Origin of the sequence: Pseudomonas anguilliseptica (genome assembly GCF_021375795.1) — a bacterium.
Taxonomy (GTDB): Bacteria; Pseudomonadota; Gammaproteobacteria; order Pseudomonadales; family Pseudomonadaceae; genus Aquipseudomonas; species Aquipseudomonas anguilliseptica_A.
Window position 1 is genome coordinate 588,208 of sequence record NZ_JAEIOI010000002.1, and the last position, 17,071, is coordinate 605,278.

Here is a 17,071-nt window from a genome sequence, read left to right on the forward strand (position 1 = left end):
GGCAGCACGGGACCGGCAAAGAGCAAAGTTACCTTTGCTCACGAATCTTTTGCCTCAGCTGCGACGCACATCGCAGGTACTCACAGACGAAAATCTGCTGCCATACCCTGTAACTCGCGGCCCAGACCAGCCAACTGGCTGCTGGAGTCAGCCGAATCATCCATGGCCAGCGCGGACTGATCAGCAATGTCGCGAATCGAGGTCACGCTGCGACTGATTTCCTCCGCCACCGCTGTCTGCTGTTCGGCGGCAGCGGCAATCTGTTGGTTCATCTCGAAGATCTGGCTGACTGCTGCAGCGATTTCCGCCAGAGCGCCCTCGGTCTGACTGGCATCCGCCACCGTCTGAGTCACCAGCGAACCGCTCTGGCGCATGTCTTCTACCGAACGACGAGTACCCTCGCGCAGGGTGGCGATCAGCCCTTCTATCTCCGCCGTGGACTGCTGAGTACGCCGCGCCAGAGCACGTACCTCGTCGGCTACCACAGCAAAACCTCGGCCCTGCTCGCCGGCCCTGGCAGCTTCGATGGCGGCATTCAGCGCTAGCAGGCTGGTCTGCTCGGCCACACTCTTGATCACATCCAGCACCGAGTCGATACGCTGGGTGTCCTGACTGAGTCGCTCGATGCTCTGGGTAGTGGTCTGCATGGCATTCGCCAATTGATTAATCCGGCCAATGGTCTGCTGCACCACAGCCACCCCGCTGCTGACTCGACGATCTGCCTGCTCGGTGGAGGCCGCTGCCGCCTCGGCATTGCGCGCCACATCGTGCACGGTGGCCGTCATTTCACTCATGGCGGTGGCGACCTGATCAGTCTCGACCTTCTGTCCGATGACGCCTTGACGCGTTTGCTCGGTACTGGCCGAGAGTGATTGCGCGGCGGCAGAAATCTGCTGCACACCACCTTGCAACCGGCCGACCATCTGCCGCAGGTTGCGCGACATGGTCTGCATGGCCGTTTGCAGCTGACCGACCTCATCACCGCGCTGTACCTCGATCTGCCCGCTAAGATCCCCTTCGGCAATGCTGCGTGCCTGCTCGATTACCTGCTTCAGCGGGCGCACGATCAGCACGGTGATGGTCAGCGTCGCCAGCAGACCGATCAACAGCGCCAGCGCCGTGGCCACCACAATCAGCCAGGTGCTGCTCTGGAGTTGCCCGTGCAAGCCGGCTTTCTGCCGGGCATAGGCCTGATCAACCAGACTGAGGATACGCCCGGCCTGCTCCACCAGATTCTGGTACTCGCGCTTTTGCTGCTGCAGCAGCCCGGTGTATTCGCCCAGCCGATCATTGAAGGAATTGACGTTACCGATCACTTCGGCCAGCACCGCGGCATAACCGGGATCGGTCATGGCATCACGCAATTCACCGGCCAACGCCTGCGCATCAACGGCTTCCTCAATGCGGGTAGGAATCGCCTCGCCACTGCTGCGACTCTGCTCCAGCAACACGCGCGCCTGATCCAGGGCGCGCAACAGCAGCTGATGTACCTGACTGATCTGCCCCGCCTGCATCACCGACTCACCGCCCTGCTGGCCCTGGCTGCTTTTGAGCAAGTCGACGCCGTCTTCGGCCAGACCGTCTTTAAGCAGATCGAGGCTGTTGGACGCGCTGACCACCAGCCAGGTCGAGGCTTCCAGCGACAGACGCATATTGTCGCTCTGCTCGACATAACGATTGAACGCAGCGCGATAGGCCGTCATAGCCTCGGCCACCTGATCCAACCCGGCCCGTTCAGCCTCCGGCAACAGAGCCTGTAGCGCAGCACTGGCATCGACAATCTGCTGCGCCTGTTCGTACAGCCGGGTGGCGTGCTGTTTATCGCCACTTAGGACGAAATCCTGCTCGCTGCGGCGGATCTGCATGACCTGGCTATTGATCGCGCTCATGCGTTCCAGCAGCGCCGAGCGCGCACTGACATCGCGCAACGCCAGAAACCCGGTGGCCGCCACCAGCGCTGTGAGCGCCAGCACAATGCCAAAGCCCGAGGCCAGTTTGCTTGCCGTGCTGAAACTGGCGACCTGCCGCTGCACCACAGTCCACATAGCTCCCCCTGCCGAATGACCACAAGGCAGCCCGGCGCTGCCTGCATTCAAAGTTGGCAACATAGGAGCACAGCCGTGCTGGCGACAAGCCAGCAGACCGCCACGTGGTGCTAACAGCTAAACAGAGGTCGTTTTTCGCCTGATCGCGCTTGACCGACACCCCGCAGGTGCCGGCCACGATCAGAGCTAACTGGGGCGTCGCATCTCGAAGGTGTCGCGGGTGCGGGTGTAGGCCATACCGCCCAGACGCCCGACCAGATCGAGTTTTTGCGCATCGATACGGCCCCGTTCGTCCAGCACCGCATCATCGATATGCGCCAACAGCACCTCGGCGAAAATCAGATGACAATTGGGCTTATCCGCTGGGTAGGCCTGGATCTGCGCCACCCGACACTCAAAAGCCACCGCCGCCCCGGCGACCCGTGGCACCGCGAGCTGCTGCGAAGGCAGGCTGGGGATACCGCACTGTTCAAACTCGCTGATGCCATAAGGCAAAACCGCCGCACTGGCATTCATCGCCTCCGCCTGGGCAAAGGACACCAGTTGAATCACCAACTCGCCGTTGGCCTGCACATTCAGCAGGGTGTCCTTCAGACTGCCATCGGCACGGTGATTGACGTTGACCAGCAAGGTTGGCGGGTCATCACTGATCACCTGGAAGAAGCTGAACGGCGCCAGGTTGCTGATGCCCTCAGCCGATTGCGTGGAAACCCAGGCAATCGGCCGCGGGGTAATGGTCGACGCCAACCAGCGGTAGCGTTCAAGCGGCGCGAGGGCCTTGAAATCCAGTTGCATCAGCGACCTGCTCGCGACTCACGGATATAGAAACGGGCGCGCTCGGACTTCGCCGTACAGCCCTTGTAGCCCTCGAACTGCTGCTGGGTTTTCGCCGCTGTGAGCAGCGACAGCGCCTTGGAATAGCTCACCGTGCCGGCAAAACCTTCCGCCTTGGCCAGGTCCAGCTCGCGCCAGGCGGCATCCAGCTGGTTGGCGCAGGTGTTGCGGTAAGCAGTTTTACCCGCACAGCCGCTGAGTACCAGCAGCAACATGGGCAACACGATCCACAGTTTCATCAGGTAACTCCTGCAAGATAGACAGACAAATCACTCAACATCTGGTGCATCGTCAGCAATCAGCGCGATGCATCAATACAGCCACTAAGACGCGCAGAACGGGCAAAAGTGCCAACACCCTTGCAACCGTTCTAGCAAGCCACAGCGCGTAAACTCGAATGCGCTGGATACTAGCAAATCGCGCCTTGGCGTCGCACCGCGCGGCGCGTATGTTCGCGCTATGAATAGTGATGGGGATATCAGGATGAGCAAGCGCATTGCGCTGGTACTGGGCTCCGGTGGTGCGCGTGGTTATGCACACATCGGCGTGATTGAAGAGCTGGAAGCCCGTGGCTATGAAATCGCCTGTATCGCCGGCTGTTCCATGGGCGCAGTGGTTGGCGGTATCTACGCTGCCGGCAAACTTAACGAGTACCGTGAATGGACGCAGAGCCTGGATTATCTGGATGTACTGCGTCTGCTTGATGTGAGCTTTCGTCTGGGCGCGATTCGTGGTGAGAAGGTCTTCGGCAAAATTCGCGAAATAGTCGGTGAGATCAATATTGAAGAGCTGCCGATCCCCTTCACCGCCGTGGCCACCGACCTGACCAACCAGCAGGAAATCTGGTTCCAGGAGGGCTGCCTGCACCAGGCCATGCGGGCCTCGGCGGCAATTCCCAGCCTTTTCACCCCGGTGGTGCAAGGCAAACGCATGCTGGTTGATGGCGGCCTGCTCAACCCGCTGCCCATCGTGCCGGTGGTGTCCAGCCACTGCGACCTCATCATCGCGGTCAACCTCAACTCGACCAACCAGCAGCACTACGAGCTGCCGGTGATCGAACGCACACCGGCACTCAAGGGGCGCTTCGACCTGCTGATGAGTTCCCTCGGCTCGCGCCTGCCCTCGTTCAAACGCAAACAGGGCGAGGACGATGCCCTGCTTCTGCTGGAAGACCAAAGCCATGCCGTGCAGCCTGAAGCGATCAACCCCTGGCAACAGAATGCCCGTGGCAGCCTGGACAAAGCGGCAGCACCTAAGTCTGCCAGCGGCTCACGGGTCGCCGACCTCAGCGGTCCAGCCTCATTGCTGGAGTTGATCAACCAGAGTTTCGAGGTAATGCAGACCTCACTGGCGCAATACAAAATCGCCGGCTATCCGCCGGACATTCTGATCAACGTGCCCAAGCGCGTGTGCCGCTTCTTCGAGTTCTACAAGGCGCCAGAGCTGATCATGCTCGGCCGGCAGATCGCCAGCGATACCCTCGATAAGTACGAACGTGGCGACCGTTAAGGGTTGCTCTAAACAAAACTGTTTGAGATCTCGCGAGCTAGAGTCCTGCAAGGCGCTAGCCAGTAACAGCCTTCGGCTGGTCAAAACAGGCGAGAAACGCAGCGAAGCGAAGTAACAGCCGCAGGCTGGCCCGAAGGATGAGCGTAGCGAACCAAGCGGAGTGTACTTTTGTACATGAGCATTCCGAGCCTGTTTTTAACGCAGCAGGGCCGACGCGCAGCAGATCGTAAGCCTTACGCCGATTCACGCAGCCGATAGCCAACCCCGGCCTCGGTGACGATAAAACGCGGCGCGGTGGGATCGTCTCCAAGCTTCTGCCGTAAATGGCCGACCACCACGCGCAGGTAGTGGCTGTCCTCGCCGTGGGTCGGCCCCCAGATGTCCTTGAGCAATTGCTGCTGGGTCACCACCCGTCCGATATGCTTGGCCAATTGTGCCAACACCGCATATTCCTTACGGGTCAGGCTGATCTCGACGCCATCCAGGCTGACCCGCCGATAAGCGAAATCCACCTGCAGCGGGCCGCTGCTAACCGCCGCACTGGCCTGCTCCACACCACCAGACAAGCGCAGCAGCACGCGCACGCGGGCGAGAAACTCCTGAATGCCAAACGGCTTGGTCACGTAGTCATTGGCACCACCATCCAGCGCCAACACCTTTTCGCCTTCGCTGGCGCGTACCGACAGCACCAGCACCGGCACCTGTGACCAGGCACGCAGCTCACGCAGCACCTGTTGGCCATCCATATCCGGCAGGCCGAGGTCGAGCACAACCAGGTCCGGTTTACCCAGCGCGGCCTGAGCCAGGCCTTCCTGCCCAGTAGCCCCTTCCAGCACCTTGTAGCCTTGGGCCGCGAGGCTGATACGCAGGAATTTGCGAATCTGTGCTTCGTCATCGATAACCAGAATGGTCGCGGGGTTTTGGCTCATTGGCTATCCATCACTGTTCTTCTTCCATTTGCGGCTGGGCGTGCAACGGCAGGTGCAGCACCAAGCTTGCGCCCAGGCCGTCGAGGCCCTCTCCTACCGTCACTCGGCCGCCGTGCGCACCGAGCATGCCCTGGCAGATTGCCAGGCCCAAGCCCGTACCCTGACCACCGCGATCGCCACGGGCGGCGGTGTAGAACATATCGAAAATCTTCGTACGCTCATGCTCGGGAATACCTGGACCCTGGTCACTGACACTAAAACGCAGTTCCGTGGCATCGGCTTCAACATCTATCGCTAAACGCCCTTGCACTGGCGAAAAACGTGCGGCGTTCTCCAGCACATTGACCAGTGCCTGTTCGATCAGCGCGGCATGCACATAGAGCAGCGGTAACTGCTGCGGCACCTGTAACTGCACCTGCAGCGACGCCAGCACCGGGCGCAAGCGCCGCAGCGCGCTGGCAACAATATCCGCCGGGGCCACCCAGTCACGCGCCAGTTTCAGGCCGCCGTGACCCAGGCGGGTCATGTCCAGCAGGTTCTGAATATAGCGATCAAGGCGCTCGGCTTCATCACGGGTGCCTTCCAGCAGCTCGCGGCGATCACTCAGGGGAATCTGCTCACCCAGCGCCAACAGGCTGTCGATCGAGCCGCGCATGGCGGTCAGTGGCGTGCGCAGGTCATGGGACACCGAGGCCAACAGCGCGCTGCGTAGCTCCTCGGTCTGCCCATGCAAGCGCGCGGCCTCCAGGTCTTCCGCCAGCTGCGCACGCTCCAGCGCCTGGGCCAAGGGCTGGCCCAGCGCCGTAAGCAGGCGACGGCGTTCAGCTGGTAAGGCCCTGACTTCCTTGGGGCTGACGCCGAGCAACAATAACGGCCCCTCCTCACCTGACAACGGCAGCCACCACCAGCGCCCGTCCGGCAAGGTGCCGGTACCCAGTCCGGCCGGCTGATCGTGCTGCCAGGACCAGTCCGCCGCAGCCCGTTCCTGGTCGGTGAGCAAGCGCTGTGCACCCGCCTCGACTTTCCACACACCATCCTGGCTGCGTGACAGCAGGCCGATTTCCACGTCCTGCCACAGCGCCAGTTGCTGCGTCGCCGCGGCCAGCACGGCCTGCCGATCAGTGGCGGCGGTCAGCTTGCGTGACAATTCCAGCAGCGCGCTGGTCTCGTGCTGCGTCTCTCGTAACGCTTGCAACTGCCGACGCTGCCGGCTGGCCAGGTTACCCGTGAGGCCAGCCATAAGCAGAAAGAACAGCAGGGTCAGCACGTCCTGCTGACGATCAATGGTCAGGGTCAAGGTCGGTGGGATAAACAGAAAGTTGTAAGCCAGAAACGACAGCCCGGCGCAGGCCATGGCCGGCCCGAGGCTGCTGCGCACCGCCACCATCAGCACTGCTGCGAGCATGATCAGCGAGATGTTCGGCAGCTCCAGCACCTGGGACAACCCCAGCGCCACAACCGACGCCAGCACAGTGGCGAGCAAGGCCAGCAGGTAATGGCGCCAAACCAGCGGTTGGCGCGGCCGCGACAATGCCGGCGCATGACTCACCTGGGTGTCCAGCACGCTGACTTCCAGGCCCTGCCCCAATTGCAGCAAGCGCTCGGCCAAACCACGGCCCAGGCGCCAGATACGCCGCAAGCGTTGCCGACTGCGGCCCACCAGAATCAGGCTGGCCCGCCGTTCTCGGGCATGCTCGATCAGGGTTTTCGCCACCTCGCTGCCACGCAGGCTGACCACTTCACCACCCAGGCGCTCTGCCAGCTGCTGCGCGCCCTGCAGGTAACTCAGGCGGGTTTCATCGCGCTCGCCGCCGGTATCCACATACACCACCGACCAAGGCAGATGGCGGCGTTCGGCCACCCGGCAGGCATGCCGCACCAGGCGTTCGGCATGCTCATCACCATCGATACCGACCAGCAAGCGACCACGTACTGCGGGTGCCTGCTGGCCTTGCTGGCGGTAACGTTGACTGAGGTCGGCATCGACCCGCGCCGCGGCAGTCTGCATGGCCAATTCACGCAGCGCGGTGAGGTTGGTCTGGCTGAAAAACGCATCGATGGCCGCACGCGCCTGCTCCGGCACATACACCTTGCCCTCACGCAGACGCTCCAGCAGCTCACGCGGCGGCAGGTCGATCAGCAGAATTTCGTCGGCTTCCTGCAGCACCCAGTCCGGCAGGGTTTCACGCACTTGCACGCCGGTGATGTCGCGTACCTGATCATTCAGCGCTTCGAGGTGCTGCACGTTGACCGTGGTGTACACGTCGATGCCGGCCTCCAACAGTTCCTGCACATCTAGCCAGCGTTTGCTATGACGACTGCCGGGGGCATTACTGTGGGCCAGCTCATCGACCAGCAGCAGCTTCGGCGGCTTGGCCAGAATGCCGTCGAGGTCCATCTCGCTCAGCGCCACACCACGGTATTCAAGACGCCGCTGCGGCTGTTGTGGCAAGCCGGTAAGCATGGCCTCGGTTTCCGCACGGCCGTGGGTCTCGACCACACCCACGCGCAGGTCGACGCCCTGGCGCAATTGCGCCTGCGCCGCCTGCAACATGGCGTAGGTCTTGCCTACGCCGGGAGCAGCACCGAGAAAGACCTTTAACCGACCGCGCCCACTGGGCGGCAGCTCATTGAGTAAGGCATCGGCACGTACAGCATCACTCATGCAAGTTACTCAGCTTTGGCAGGAGGCGAATTGTCAGCCAGCGCTAGATTCAGCGCCAGCACATTGACCACTGGCGGCCCCACCAAAGGGCTTTGTACATGCTGCTCGATCAGGCGCTCTAAACGACTCGATGGAATACCACGGGCCGCAGCAACCCGCGCGACCTGATACCGGGCAGCATCGGGTGACAGATGCGGATCAAGGCCGCTGCCGGAGGTGGTAACCAGTTGCATGGGCACTGCACCCTGACCTTCAGCCTGCAAGCGCTGCGCATCGGCAGCGATACGCTCGGCCAACGCCGGGTTGCTCGGCGCCAGGTTACTCGCTCCACTCGCTACGGTGGCGTAGCCAGCGGCTGAAAGGCGTGGCTGAAACCACTGCGGCCCTTCGAAGGGTTGCGCCAGCAAGGCGCTACCGACTACTTCGCCGTGTTGACTGCGCAGCAAACTGCCATTGGCCTGCGCGGGGAACGCCAGCTGCGCAACACCGGTAACGGTCAGCGGGTAGACCACACCGGTGACCAGGGTCATAAACGCCAGCAGGCTAATGGCTGGGCGGATTTGCTTAAACATGATGTTTCTCCAGTTTGTGGGGTGGATAGCCACCCCACGGTTGCTTAAACAAGGCCGACGGCCACCAACAGCAGATCAATCAGCTTGATCCCGACAAAGGGCGCCAGCAGGCCGCCCAGGCCGTAGATCAATAGGTTGCGCCGCAGCAGGCTGGCAGCATCGGTGGCCTGCACGCGCACCCCGCGCAGGGCCAGTGGAATCAGCGCGACGATGATCAGTGCGTTGAACACGATGGCTGAGAGAATGGCGCTCTGCGGGCTGTGCAACTGCATCAGATTGAGTGCGCCAAGCTGTGGGTAGATGCCGGTGAACAGCGCCGGGAGGATGGCGAAGTACTTGGCCACATCGTTGGCCACCGAGAAGGTGGTCAGCGCGCCGCGGGTCACCAGCAGCTCCTTGCCCACCTGCACCACGTCGAGCAGCTTGGTCGGATCACTGTCCAAGTCGACCAGATTCGCCGCCTCGCGCGCCGCCTGGGTGCCGTCGTTCATTGCCAGGCCCACATCGGCCTGGGCCAGGGCCGGGGCGTCGTTGGCACCGTCACCGCACATGGCGACCATCTTGCCTTCCGCCTGCTCACTGCGGATGCGCTGCAGCTTCTTCTCCGGGGTGGCTTCGGCAATCACGTCATCCACGCCCGCTTCGGCGGCGATGGCGGCTGCGGTCAGCGGGTTGTCGCCAGTCACCATCACAGTGCGGATGCCCATGGCACGAAGCTCGGCAAAGCGTTCGCGAATACCCGGTTTCACCACATCCTTGAGGTGAATGGCGCCGAGCAACTGACCGTCACCGGCCACCAGTAAGGGCGTGCCGCCGCTCTGGGCGATCTTTTCGATTTCACGGGCCAATACCGGCGGCACGTCGCGGCGCTCGATGCCCAGATAAAGCAGCACCGCATCCACTGCACCTTTGCGGTAGCTGTGGCCGTTGTAGTCGGCACCAGACAGGCGCGTCTCGGCACTGAAGGCAATCGACTTGATCGCACTGCGCTCAGGCTCAACCAGGGTGCTCAGGGCACGCAGGTATTCGACAATCGACTTGCCTTCGGCGGTTTCGTCCGCCAGCGACGCCAGCAGTGCGGCATCGCTAAGCTGCTTGCCGGATACCCCCGGCGCTTTGTACAGCGCGCTGCAGCGGCGGTTGCCGAAGGTGATGGTGCCGGTCTTGTCGAGCAGCAGTACATGCACGTCCCCCGCCGCTTCCACCGCGCGGCCGGACTTGGCGATCACATTCAGGCGCACCAGACGGTCCATGCCAGCGATACCAATGGCCGAGAGCAGGCCGCCGATGGTGGTGGGAATCAGCGTCACCAGCAGCGCCACCAGGTACACCAGCGGCAGGTTGCCGCCCGCATAGCGAGCAAACGGCTGCAGCGTCGCGACCACCAGCAGGAAGATCAAAGTCAGGCCGATCAGCAGAATATCCAGCGCCACTTCATTGGGGGTCTTCTGTCGTTTAGCGCCTTCGACCAGGGCGATCATTCGGTCCAGGGTCGACTCGCCAGGATTGCTGGTGATCTTGACCAGCAACCAGTCGGAGACCACCCGGGTGTTGCCGGTCACCGCCGAACGGTCCCCGCCAGATTCACGGATGACCGGCGCAGACTCACCGGTAATCGCCGCTTCGTTGACCGCCGCAATCCCTTCGATGACCTCGCCATCACCAGGGATCAGCTCACCTGCCTCAACCCGCACGATATCGCCACGGCGCAGGCTGCTGGCCGCCACGGTTTCGAACTGCTGGCCTTTCTGACGCCGCGCATTCAGCCCCTGACTGCCGGCCTTGAGGCTGTCGGCACGGGCCTTGCCACGGCCTTCAGCCAGCGCCTCGGCAAAGTTGGCAAACAGCACGGTAAACCACAGCCAAAGAGCAATCTGCACGGCCAGGCCGGTAGAGACTTGTGGGTTGGGGATAAAGCACAGCACGGTGGTCACCACGGCCGTCAGTTCAACCACCAGCATCACCGGAGAGCGCAGCAGCTGGCGTGGATCAAGCTTGACAAAAGCCTGGCGCAGAGCCGGTTTCCACAACGCCGCAAGGGAGGTTTTCGGGTGTTGCGAGGCGCTGCTCAGCGCCGGTTCAATACGGGCATTCATCATGGTTCTCCCTTAGAAGCCCTGAAACATGGTCATGTGCTCGGCAATCGGGCCCAAAGCCAGTGCCGGCAGGAAGGTCAGGCCGCCGACCAGCAGAATGGTCAGGGTCAGCAAGGTGACAAACAGCGGGCCGTGGGTCGGGAAGCTGTTACTGCCCAGCGGTGCACGCTTCTTCGCCGCCAGGCTGCCGGCAATCGCCAGGATCGGCAGGATGTAGCCGAAGCGTCCGATGAGCATGGCCAGGCCAATCATCAGGTTGTGGTACGCCGTGTTGGCACCGAAGCCGCCGAACGCCGAACCGTTGTTGGCCGCGCCAGAGGTATAGTTGTAGAGAATCTGGCTAAAACCGTGCGCGCCGGGATTGCTCACCGAGGTCATTGGCCCTGCCAGACTGGCCGCCAGTGCGCCAAGTACCAGCACGCCAACAGGCATCACCAGCAGGGTCGCCACCAGCAGACGCACTTCACCGGCTTCCAGCTTTTTGCCGAGGTATTCCGGAGTGCGACCGATCATCAGGCCGGCGAGGAACACGGCGATCAGCACGAACAGCAGCATGCCGTAGAGCCCTGCGCCTACACCGCCAAAGATCACTTCGCCGAGCATCATGTTAAACATCGGCACCATGCCGCCCAGTGCGCTGAAGCTGTCGTGCATGGCGTTCACCGAGCCGTTGGAGGCAGCCGTGGTCGTCGCCGCCCACAGCGCCGAGGCCGTGCTGCCGAAGCGCGCCTCCTTGCCTTCCAGCGAACCGCTCTGCTCAATCGGTAAAGCAGCCAGCGCCGGGTTCGGCTGGTGCTCGGCGTACAGGGTTACCCCCAGGCCGATACTGAACAAAATCAGCATGGTCGCCAGCAGCGCGCGGCTCTGACGCAGGTCTTTGACGTAATGGCCAAAGGTGAACAGCAGCGCAGCGGGAATCAGGATGATTGAGGCCACCTCGAACAGGTTGCTCCAGGCCGTGGGGTTTTCGAAGGGATGCGCCGAGTTGACGCCGAAGAAACCGCCGCCGTTGGTGCCCAGCTGCTTGATGGCAATCTGGCTGGCTGCCGGGCCCAGCGGCACAACCTGATCAGTGCCTCCCAGGGTGTGCGCCGTGACGTATTCAAGGAAGGTTTGTGGCACGCCCTGCCACACCAGAAACAGCGCCAGAACCAGACAGAACGGAAGCAGAGCATAGAGCGTGGCGCGGGTCAGATCGACCCAGAAGTTGCCAACGCTGTTGCTCGAACGTCGGGCGATGCCGCGACAGAACACCACCAGCACGGCCAGACCGACTGCCGGGCTGACGAAGTTCTGCACGCCCAGACCAACCATCTGGCTGAAATAGCTCATCTGCGCTTCGCCGCTATACGCCTGCCAGTTGGTATTGGTGACGAAACTCACGGCAGTGTTGAACGCCAGCGTCCACTCCAACCCCGGCAATTGCTGCGGGTTAAGCGGCAAACTGCCTTGCAGCATCAGGATGGCGAACAGCGTCAACAGGCTGACCAGGGTGAAGGCCAGCAGCGCCAGGCTGTAGCTTTTCCAGTCCTGCTCGCGGCTGCTATCGACACCGGCGATCCGGTAGCACAGCCGCTCAATCGGTTGCAGCGCGGGGCTGAGCCAGGTTTGCTCGCCCTCCATCACACGGTGCAGATAACGCCCGATAAAGGGCGCCGGCAGCAGAACCAGGACGAAGAACGCCAGGATCAAAATGAAATCGTAACTGTGCATATGCGCCCCTACGCCCGATCGGCGCGCAGCAGCGCAACCAGCAGATAGATGAAAAGTCCCAGGGCCAGGCCCAGGGACACCCCGTCGAGAATGCTCATGTGTTTGCTCCTTGTTGCGGTAACTACCGCTTGGAGCAAATTGTCGACAGACAGGGCGTAAAGGAACGAGTGCGGGCGATGCTGCCCTGCATAAAGAAAGCGTAAAGATCGTGCGCAACAGGCAAAAAAACGGCCAGATGCCCTGCTTTACAGGTCGTCTGGCCGTCTGTACCGCACCGGCTACGCCTAGGGCGTAGCGTTGAAGACTTTACTGAATGGGGCTTTCTTCCAGCTGCATGCCCTCAGCTGGCGCTTCATTGCCCATGCCCGCCAAACCGCTGCCGCTGCTCATGGCCAACGCGACGAACTGCTCCACGGTCATCTGCTTGCCATTGAAGGTCACCTGATCGTTGGCGTAGTGCAGGTTGGAACTGATGTCCTCGCCCTGCAACACTGCCAGCTCACTGGCCACCGCCATACCGCTGGCCATTTCACCGACCATCGCAGCCTGCTGGGCAATCGCTTCCTTGTCGGTTTCACCGGCCAGGGTGGCCTGCACGCCAATCACATCAGTAATCATCGCCTTGGACACCAGCAGTTTGGCATCCAGCTGAGCAATCAGCTGCTTGGCCAGCTCAGGCGCCGGCAGGTCGAAGGACGCCGGCTTGTTCAGGTCCAAGCCAAAGCTGAAGCTGCTTTCGCCGTTGGCGGTCTTGAAGGCCAGTTTTTCCAGGGCCAGGCCCGGTTTGCCAGCCAGCAGTTTTTCCAGATCAGCCTTGAACTGCTCGGTTTGCGCGTCAGTCAGCTGTGGCATGCCGGTTTCGCTGTCGACCTTACCGTCCTTGAGCAACGTGCCGTAGAGCTCAATCATCGATTGCAGCGCGGCGGCATCAAGGTTCTTCACGTTCCAGTACATCTGCGAAGAACCGATATCGGTGCCCTGGTAGCTGATCATGCCGATGTCATAGCTGTAACGTGCCGAGAGCTGCTGATTGGCTTCGCTGGTTTCATCACGCTGGACGAAATCCTTGAACAGGATGGGGGCGTTCTCGCCAACCTGCAGTTCAATCTGCTGCAAGCGCACCTCGTTCTGCCCCAGGTAGAAATCACTGGCACCTTTACGGGTATTGCTGTTCAGGCTCATGCCCTTGAACTCGATGCGCAGATTCTCATCGCTGGCCAGTTTGGCACTGATCTTGAAGCTGTCCATCAAACCATTGGCGGCAATCTGCTCGGCATCGGCCGTGGTGTCAAAGTCGATGTTCAGGCCACTGAAATCGATGCGTGTCTGCTCATCCAGATCCATCTGCAGCGGCTGCAAGCGCATGTCACCTTGCATCGAGCGGTCATACCCGAGGCTGACCTGACCTTGCAGCGGCGCACCGTCCTGGCTGGCGGCGAACCACTTGTCCAGCGCCGGGCTGCGCTCCAGAGCGTAATTGCTGGTGGCCATAACGGGCAGCAATTTGAATGCTTTAAGGCGCGACAGGGGGAACGGCCCATGCTCAATGCGATCGGTGATGATCCATTCGATGTTGGTCGTTGCTTCACCATCCAAGCTGCCCGCTACTTCAACACGGTAGCGCGCATCGCTGCTGAACAGCTGACGGTCCAGCGACAGCAACTCGACGGTGGCGCTGAAGCCGATGGCTGGCAGGGTTTTGGCCATGTCCTCGTTGGCCTTCTTGATCGAGGTATCCAGCACCTCAGGCAGCTGCTGGCCGGTGTACCAGGCGCCAGCTGTGCTCAATGCGCCAAGGGCGACAATAACGCCGATGGCGCTGCCTAGAATTTTCTTCATGGGGGGTATGTCCGTTGCTTGGTTAAGGGTCTTCCCTGTTGCCACAGACAGCGCCAAGGGCACCGCATATGACTTGAGGTGCAGCCGCCAATGGCTGCTGCAAAGCGCGGCAAGGCTACCACCCGAGTTGGCGGCGACCAAGCGGGCGTCGCAGGAAACCCACTGAAAATGCCAACCCGCTCGAACAACTCGGCGGGTTGTCAGCTATCGGCTTCAGCTATGCGGCGTGTCGCGGCTCTCGGACTGTTGCGCTACCGGCTGACCAAGCGGTGCGCCGACCCAGTCACTCAGTAGGCTATAGGCCACAGCCAACAAGGTTGGACCGAGGAACAGGCCCATAAAGCCAAACGCCAGGATGCCGCCGAAGACCCCGAGCAGCACCACGATCAGTGGCAGGTTGCCGCCACGGCTGATCAGGTACGGTTTGAGGATGTTGTCCACGCCGCTGATCACGAAGAAGCCCCAGACGAGCAGGAAAATGCCCATGCCGACTTCGCCCTGCCAGAACAACCAGGCCACGGCGGGCCCCCAGATCAGCGGCGGCACCATGATCAGGCTGAAACCGAAGGTCAGAATGCCCAGTATCAGCGCCCCCGGTACCCCGGCGATGGTAAAGCCGATCCAGGCCAGAATGGCTTGCGCCGCTGCGGTTCCGATTACCCCGTTGACCACCCGCTGCACGGTGCCGGCGACCAACTCCAGGTAATGCTCGGCGCGATCACCGATCAAGCGCTCCAGCAGGCTCTCGGCAAAGGCCGCCAGACGTGGGCCATCGCGGTAGAAGAAGAACACCAGCACCAGGCTCAGGGCCAGTTCGACCATCCCGCCGCCAATCCGCGCACTGCGCGCCAGCAACCAGTTGCCGACCTGCCCCAGATACGGCTGCACCGTGGCAAACAGTGCTGCGCCCTGCTGGTCGATGGTCTGCCAGAAATCCAGTAGGTTTTCCCCAATCAGCGGCACCTCGGCCAACCAGGTCGGTGCCGGCGGTAGACCGTCCACCTGAAAATCCTTGAGCAAACCGGTCAGATCCTTGATGTGGTCGGCCAGGTTCAACCCAAGCATCACCAGTGGCACCGCCACCAACAGAGTCCACACCAGGGTCAGCACCCCGGCAGCTGTCGCCTGACGGCCGCCGAGCAGCCGGGTCAGCACACGCATCACCGGCCAACTGGCAAACGACAGTACCGCCGCCCAGAAGAGTGCCGACCAGAACGGTGCCAACACCCATAGGCTGGCGCCCAGCAAGGCCAGCAGCAGGATCTGTACCAGCAGGCGATCGTTATTGGCCATTCAAACAGCTCCCAGCAAAACGCAAAAAGGCTCTGCCACAGGGGCAGAGCCGAGGCAGTGAAGTACGGCAAGGTTACCGGCAAATGGGTGCTTAACGCAGCACGTTGAGTTGCACACCGCTGACATCGGGCTCGCCCAGTTCCAGCCGACTGGCGCGCACCCGCTGTTCAATCAGGGCTTCGCGCCAGGCTTCGGCCTGAGCACCACTGATGCTGATGCGCAGTGTGCTGTCGAGTTTGAGCGTGCGCGCCAACAGTTCTACCCAGACCGCGCTGGGTTCGACCTGCTGACTAAGGCGCAGTTCACCGCTGCCCTTGAGCTGACGCTGCAGGGTGGCCGGTGTCGGCAATACCTCAGGCAACGGCGCATTGGCCGCCAGCAGTTCGGCATGCAGATAGGCGCGCTTGTTGCCACGGGTGATGCTGTACAGCGCCAGCAGGCTGTCCTGGCGTGGCGCGGCCAACCGCAGCAAGGCATAGCTCTGCTGATCATCCGAACCGGTCAGGGTGGCGTTGGCGAACACCGCATTGGCCCACAGGCTGCTGGAGCCACATTCACGGCCCACACACCAGTAAAGCAGCTGCGCATCCTGCGCCTGCAAGGCTTCACGGGCGCTGGCAAAGGCTTCATTGGCCGAGTGGGTGCGTGGCAGCTCATAGGTCACGCCGTTCAGCGGGCCCTGGGCCGTTACCTCACGCTCATAGCGCAAGGTGCCACTGATACGACGAATCGCTCCCTGCGGGTAGATGCGCTCCTGCTCGGCGAAGTTCTTGAAACTGACAATCTTGCTATTGGCGAAGCGCGGCAGAACGTCAAGGTCCTGGCTGCCTGGAACATCAGCACAAACCACGGCACTGACCAGCAGCAGGCTCAAACCGACGCTGTAACGATTAACGCGGTTCATTTGATCAACATCGCTTGGGCGGCTTTGACAACTTTTTCACCATCAGCTTCGCGCTGTGGCACCAGCAAACCACGCTGCACCGCAGGACGTGCAGCCAGCTCAGCCATCCAGCGCTGTAGATGCTCAAGGCCGTCGACGGATACACCGGCCCAGTCGTGGATGCGCACCCAGGGGTAGGTGGCAATGTCCGCAATGCTGTAGTCATCGGCCAGGTACTGCGACTCGCTCAAGCGGCTGTCGAGCACTTCATAGAGACGGCGGGTTTCGTGCTGATAACGGTCGATCGGCCCCTGCAGTTTTTCCGGGAAATAGCGGAAAAACACGTTGGCTTGACCTTGCATCGGACCGATTCCACCCATTTGGAACATCAGCCACTGGGTCACCCGCGAGCGGCCTTTGACATCACTGGGCAGCAACTGGCCGGTTTTCTCGGCGAGGTACAACAAAATGGCGCCGGACTCGAACACGGCGAAATCGTCGTTTGCCCGGTCGACAATTGCCGGGATACGGCCATTGGGGTTGATCTTGAGAAAGTCGGCGCGCTTCTGTTCCTGCTTGTCAAAACTCAGTGCCCGTACGTTATAGGGCAGCTGCAACTCTTCCAGTGCGATGGACACTTTATGGCCGTTGGGGGTGGCGGCGGTATACAGGTCGATCATGTGTATCTCCGTG

Annotated in this window: 14 protein-coding genes; 1 reads left to right on the top strand and 13 read right to left on the bottom strand. The window is 61.6% G+C overall.

The window, feature by feature from the left end:
* Positions 1-80 precede the first annotated feature (80 nt).
* The 3 genes from IOD17_RS10550 to IOD17_RS10560 all read right to left on the bottom strand — a co-directional run bounded on the left by IOD17_RS10550 (position 81) and on the right by IOD17_RS10560 (position 3,118).
* A complete protein-coding gene (locus tag IOD17_RS10550) occupies positions 81-2,045 on the bottom strand; it encodes a HAMP domain-containing methyl-accepting chemotaxis protein (RefSeq protein ID WP_233685049.1) in 1,965 nt (654 codons plus the stop codon).
* Positions 2,046-2,231: 186 nt separating this feature from the next.
* The gene (locus IOD17_RS10555; protein ID WP_233685050.1) at positions 2,232-2,840 is read right to left on the bottom strand and encodes a flavin reductase family protein; all 609 of its coding nucleotides are present in this window, start codon (positions 2,838-2,840) and stop codon (positions 2,232-2,234) included.
* Complete coding sequence (locus IOD17_RS10560) at positions 2,840-3,118, bottom strand: hypothetical protein (protein WP_233685051.1); 279 nt, start codon at positions 3,116-3,118, stop codon at positions 2,840-2,842. Before IOD17_RS10560 ends, IOD17_RS10555 begins: the two co-directional genes overlap by 1 nt.
* Positions 3,119-3,362: 244 nt before the next feature.
* Here IOD17_RS10560 and IOD17_RS10565 point away from each other — a divergent pair, with 244 nt between their 5' ends.
* Positions 3,363-4,388, top strand: coding sequence for a patatin-like phospholipase family protein (locus tag IOD17_RS10565; RefSeq protein WP_233685052.1), 1,026 nt, complete (start codon positions 3,363-3,365; stop codon positions 4,386-4,388).
* A gap of 233 nt (positions 4,389-4,621) precedes the next feature.
* On the opposite strand, the gene IOD17_RS10570 is transcribed toward IOD17_RS10565, so the two are convergent.
* The 10 genes from IOD17_RS10570 to IOD17_RS10615 form a co-directional block, all read right to left on the bottom strand.
* A complete protein-coding gene (locus IOD17_RS10570) occupies positions 4,622-5,317 on the bottom strand; it encodes a response regulator (RefSeq protein WP_233685053.1) in 696 nt (231 codons plus the stop codon).
* A 10-nt stretch (positions 5,318-5,327) separates the two neighbouring features.
* Positions 5,328-7,982, bottom strand: a complete 2,655-nt coding sequence (locus IOD17_RS10575) for a sensor histidine kinase (RefSeq protein ID WP_233685054.1) — start codon at positions 7,980-7,982, stop codon at positions 5,328-5,330.
* Positions 7,983-7,987: 5 nt separating this feature from the next.
* Complete coding sequence (kdpC, locus tag IOD17_RS10580) at positions 7,988-8,554, bottom strand: potassium-transporting ATPase subunit KdpC (protein ID WP_233685055.1); 567 nt, start codon at positions 8,552-8,554, stop codon at positions 7,988-7,990.
* A 44-nt stretch (positions 8,555-8,598) separates the two neighbouring features.
* Positions 8,599-10,650: a potassium-transporting ATPase subunit KdpB gene (kdpB, locus tag IOD17_RS10585; RefSeq protein WP_233685056.1), complete on the bottom strand. Its 2,052-nt coding sequence runs from the start codon at positions 10,648-10,650 to the stop codon at positions 8,599-8,601.
* Between the two features lie 12 nt (positions 10,651-10,662).
* Positions 10,663-12,363: a potassium-transporting ATPase subunit KdpA gene (kdpA, locus tag IOD17_RS10590; protein ID WP_233685057.1), complete on the bottom strand. Its 1,701-nt coding sequence runs from the start codon at positions 12,361-12,363 to the stop codon at positions 10,663-10,665.
* Positions 12,364-12,371: 8 nt separating this feature from the next.
* Positions 12,372-12,461, bottom strand: a complete 90-nt coding sequence (gene kdpF / locus IOD17_RS10595) for a K(+)-transporting ATPase subunit F (protein WP_233685058.1) — start codon at positions 12,459-12,461, stop codon at positions 12,372-12,374.
* A gap of 208 nt (positions 12,462-12,669) precedes the next feature.
* On the bottom strand, positions 12,670-14,202 hold the full coding sequence (locus IOD17_RS10600) for a YdgA family protein (RefSeq protein ID WP_233685059.1): 1,533 nt from the start codon (positions 14,200-14,202) through the stop codon (positions 12,670-12,672).
* A 213-nt stretch (positions 14,203-14,415) separates the two neighbouring features.
* On the bottom strand, positions 14,416-15,495 hold the full coding sequence (locus IOD17_RS10605; RefSeq protein WP_233685060.1) for an AI-2E family transporter: 1,080 nt from the start codon (positions 15,493-15,495) through the stop codon (positions 14,416-14,418).
* Positions 15,496-15,586: 91 nt separating this feature from the next.
* The gene (locus IOD17_RS10610; RefSeq protein ID WP_233685061.1) at positions 15,587-16,399 is read right to left on the bottom strand and encodes a DUF4892 domain-containing protein; all 813 of its coding nucleotides are present in this window, start codon (positions 16,397-16,399) and stop codon (positions 15,587-15,589) included.
* A complete protein-coding gene (locus IOD17_RS10615; protein WP_233685062.1) occupies positions 16,396-17,058 on the bottom strand; it encodes a glutathione S-transferase family protein in 663 nt (220 codons plus the stop codon). Before IOD17_RS10615 ends, IOD17_RS10610 begins: the two co-directional genes overlap by 4 nt.
* Between the last annotated feature and the right edge of the window lie 13 nt (positions 17,059-17,071).

Excerpts from the sequence above, each read along its gene's own strand:
- IOD17_RS10550 (WP_233685049.1), bottom strand. The coding sequence starts at position 2,045 with ATGTGGACTGTGGTGCAGCGGCAGGTCGCCAGTTTCAGCACGGCAAGC.
- IOD17_RS10555 (WP_233685050.1), bottom strand. The coding sequence starts at position 2,840 with ATGCAACTGGATTTCAAGGCCCTCGCGCCGCTTGAACGCTACCGCTGG.
- IOD17_RS10560 (WP_233685051.1), bottom strand. The coding sequence starts at position 3,118 with ATGAAACTGTGGATCGTGTTGCCCATGTTGCTGCTGGTACTCAGCGGC.
- IOD17_RS10565 (WP_233685052.1), top strand. The coding sequence starts at position 3,363 with ATGAGCAAGCGCATTGCGCTGGTACTGGGCTCCGGTGGTGCGCGTGGT.
- IOD17_RS10570 (WP_233685053.1), bottom strand. The coding sequence starts at position 5,317 with ATGAGCCAAAACCCCGCGACCATTCTGGTTATCGATGACGAAGCACAG.
- IOD17_RS10575 (WP_233685054.1), bottom strand. The coding sequence starts at position 7,982 with ATGAGTGATGCTGTACGTGCCGATGCCTTACTCAATGAGCTGCCGCCC.
- kdpC (WP_233685055.1), bottom strand. The coding sequence starts at position 8,554 with ATGTTTAAGCAAATCCGCCCAGCCATTAGCCTGCTGGCGTTTATGACC.
- kdpB (WP_233685056.1), bottom strand. The coding sequence starts at position 10,650 with ATGAATGCCCGTATTGAACCGGCGCTGAGCAGCGCCTCGCAACACCCG.
- kdpA (WP_233685057.1), bottom strand. The coding sequence starts at position 12,363 with ATGCACAGTTACGATTTCATTTTGATCCTGGCGTTCTTCGTCCTGGTT.
- kdpF (WP_233685058.1), bottom strand. The coding sequence starts at position 12,461 with ATGAGCATTCTCGACGGGGTGTCCCTGGGCCTGGCCCTGGGACTTTTC.
- IOD17_RS10600 (WP_233685059.1), bottom strand. The coding sequence starts at position 14,202 with ATGAAGAAAATTCTAGGCAGCGCCATCGGCGTTATTGTCGCCCTTGGC.
- IOD17_RS10605 (WP_233685060.1), bottom strand. The coding sequence starts at position 15,495 with ATGGCCAATAACGATCGCCTGCTGGTACAGATCCTGCTGCTGGCCTTG.
- IOD17_RS10610 (WP_233685061.1), bottom strand. The coding sequence starts at position 16,399 with ATGAACCGCGTTAATCGTTACAGCGTCGGTTTGAGCCTGCTGCTGGTC.
- IOD17_RS10615 (WP_233685062.1), bottom strand. The coding sequence starts at position 17,058 with ATGATCGACCTGTATACCGCCGCCACCCCCAACGGCCATAAAGTGTCC.